Annotated in this window: 3 protein-coding genes; 1 reads left to right on the top strand and 2 read right to left on the bottom strand. The window is 71.3% G+C overall.

The window, feature by feature from the left end; translation table 11 throughout:
• Window positions 1–808: HDIG domain-containing metalloprotein (locus tag ABWK99_RS15615; protein ID WP_372595608.1), on the top strand; the 808-nt coding region annotated here is incomplete at its 5' end.
• A gap of 106 nt (window positions 809–914) precedes the next feature.
• On the opposite strand, the gene ABWK99_RS15610 is transcribed toward ABWK99_RS15615, so the two are convergent.
• On the bottom strand, window positions 915–1,763 hold the full coding sequence (locus tag ABWK99_RS15610) for an amino acid ABC transporter permease (protein ID WP_372595607.1): 849 nt from the start codon (window positions 1,761–1,763) through the stop codon (window positions 915–917).
• On the bottom strand, window positions 1,760–2,410 hold the full coding sequence (locus ABWK99_RS15605) for an amino acid ABC transporter permease (RefSeq protein ID WP_372595606.1): 651 nt from the start codon (window positions 2,408–2,410) through the stop codon (window positions 1,760–1,762). Before ABWK99_RS15605 ends, ABWK99_RS15610 begins: the two co-directional genes overlap by 4 nt.
• Between the last annotated feature and the right edge of the window lie 96 nt (window positions 2,411–2,506).

Below are 2,506 nucleotides of genomic sequence, written 5' to 3'. Positions count from 1 at the left end.
GGTCACGCTCTCCTGCTTCGACGCCGAGCGGCGGGAGATCGCCACCGTCGCGATGAAGGCGCTCCTGCTGGACGGCAGGATCCATCCGCAGCGCATCGAGATCGCCTACGCCGAGGCGCTTGCCGGCGCCAGGGACCGGACCCTTGCCGCAGGTCACGACGCCGCGGAGCGCGCGGGTGTCCAGCACCTGCATCCCGAGCTGGTCGAGACCCTCGGGCGGCTCCGGCTGCGCACGAGCTACGGGCAGGACGTCCTCGAGCACCTCGTCGAGGCCGCGCATATCGCCGCGCTGATGGCGGCGGAGATCGGCGCGGACGTCGAGGTGGCTCGCCGTGCGCCCTTCCTGCACGACATCGGCAAGGCACTGACGGCAGAGCTCGGCGGTACCCACGCCCTCGTCGGCGCCGACCTCGCCCGTCGGTGCGGGGAGTCCGAGGTGGTCGTCGAGGCGATCGCCGCACATCACGACGAGGTGCCGATGACCTCGGTCGAGGCCGTCCTGGTCCAGGCCGCCGATGCCGCCTCGGCCGCGCGCCCCGGGGCACGGCGCGAGGAGCTCGACCAGTACTTCGAGCGGATGGACACCCTCGAGGCGCTGGTCGCCGCGCACGCAGGTGTGCGACGTGCGGTCGCCATGTCCGCCGGACGCGAGGTCCGCGTCGTGGTCGAGCCGGACCTCGTCGACGACGAGGCGCTGCCGGGGCTCGCCCAGTCGATCGCGCGGCACATCGAGAAGGACCTGTCCTACCCGGGGGAGATCGCGGTCACCGTCGTCCGCGAGCTCAGGGCCCGCGCGACGGCAGGCTGACGCGTCAGGGGCCCCTGCGCCGGGGCGTCCGGGGCGGGCCAAGGCGGGCCCGCGGTGCGCAGACCCCCGTCGGCGACGGAGGCGAGCCGGGGCGGACCCGCGGTGCTCAGACTCCCGTCGGCACGGGCGTCGGCGGGGCCGCGCTGGTGGACTTGCGGGTCCTGCCCTCGATCCAGCGTGCGAGCTTCGACAGCGAGAGGTTCACCGTGAGGTAGATCGCCAGTCCTACCGTGAACAGGGCCACGAAGTAGTCCGTGCCGAAGTACTGCGCGTTGTTCTGGATCGCCTTGAGCAGCTCCGGGTACCCGACGATGAACCCGAGCGAGGAGTCCTTGAGCAGCACGATGAGCTGAGCGATCAGGCTCGGCAGCATCGTGCGGATCGCCTGCGGGAGCAGGACCTTGACCAGGGTCTGCGGGCGGGAGAGGCCGACGGCGTAGGCCGCCTCGGCCTGACCGCGGGGAAGTGCGGCGAGTCCGGCCCGCAGGATCTCGGCGATGATCGCCATGTTGTAGACCGTCAGGCCGAAGGCGACGGCCGCGAACGCCGACCACCCGAAGCCCAGCAGCCCGAAGAACATCATCAGCAGGACGGGCAGTCCGCGGAAGAGCTCGATGACGACGACTGCCGGCGCGCGGAGCCAGGGCCGGCGGTTCGTCCGCCAGATCGCGAGGCCGAGACCGAGGACCAGCGCGAGCGGGGCCGCGACGAGAGCGGCGCGGAGCGTCGCCCCCAGTCCGATCCCGACCATCGACCACCACACGTCGCCGGCCGTCTGGTTCTTGGGCGGGTCGTACAGCACGTCCCAGCGGTCGGAGGTCAGGAGCCCCTGGCCGTTCGCGTACCACAGCGCGGCGCCGGCCACGGCGACGAGGAGGACCGAACCGAGGACGGAGCCCACCTTCTCGCGCTTGCGGGCGAGGGGGCCGGGTGCGTCGTACAGGACACTGCTCATCGGCTGAACGCCACCCGTCGCTCGAGGTTGCCGGCGAGCAGACCCGCCGGCACCGTGATGGCCAGGTAGAAGAGCGCGACGCCCACGAGCACCCAGAGCCCGTCCGCCGCGTTCGCGGTGCCCAGTCGTCGTCCGGTCCCCATCAGCTCCACCACGGCGAACCCAGCCGCGACCGAGGTGTTCTTCGCGAGGGCGATGAAGACGTTGATCAGCGGGGGGATCACCGATCGCACGGCCTGCGGGAGGACGACGTTCTGGAGGGTCTGACCGAAGGTGAGGCCGATGGCTCGCGCGGCCTCGGCCTGGCCGATCCCCACGCTGTTGATCCCGGACCGGACTGCCTCGCTGACGAAGGCGGACGTGTAGACCGACAGGCACAGGACGGCGGTCCAGAAGCCCAACGGGGTGATGACACCGAAGACGGGCGCGACGAACACCCAGAAGAAGAACACGAGGGTCAGCGGGGTGTTGCGCAGGGCCTCGACCCAGATCTCGGCGACCACCCGGAGCGAGCCCACCGGCGAGACCCGCAGCGCGGCGAGCACGACACCGATCACGAGCGCCAGGGCGGCCGAGTACATCGTGAGCTGAAGGGTGACCCCGAACCCCGTCAGGTAGGTCGGGAGGTTGTCCCCGATGACGCCCATCGTCGTCCTTCCTCCTCGTGGATCCCGTCGGGCATCCGCGACTCTCGCTCCTGACGGTCCCGATGCGGGCCGGACGGTGTCCGGCCCGCATCGGTT

The organism is Actinotalea sp. (assembly GCF_041597215.1).
Classification (GTDB): Bacteria; Actinomycetota; Actinomycetes; order Actinomycetales; family Cellulomonadaceae; genus Actinotalea.
Note: the sequence above shows the minus strand (reverse complement) of the source record. Positions and strands in the feature narration are given on the sequence as shown.

Coding starts and splice junctions, on each gene's coding strand:
- ABWK99_RS15605 (WP_372595606.1), bottom strand. CDS start 2,410: ATGGGCGTCATCGGGGACAACCTCCCGACCTACCTGACGGGGTTCGGG.
- ABWK99_RS15610 (WP_372595607.1), bottom strand. CDS start 1,763: ATGAGCAGTGTCCTGTACGACGCACCCGGCCCCCTCGCCCGCAAGCGC.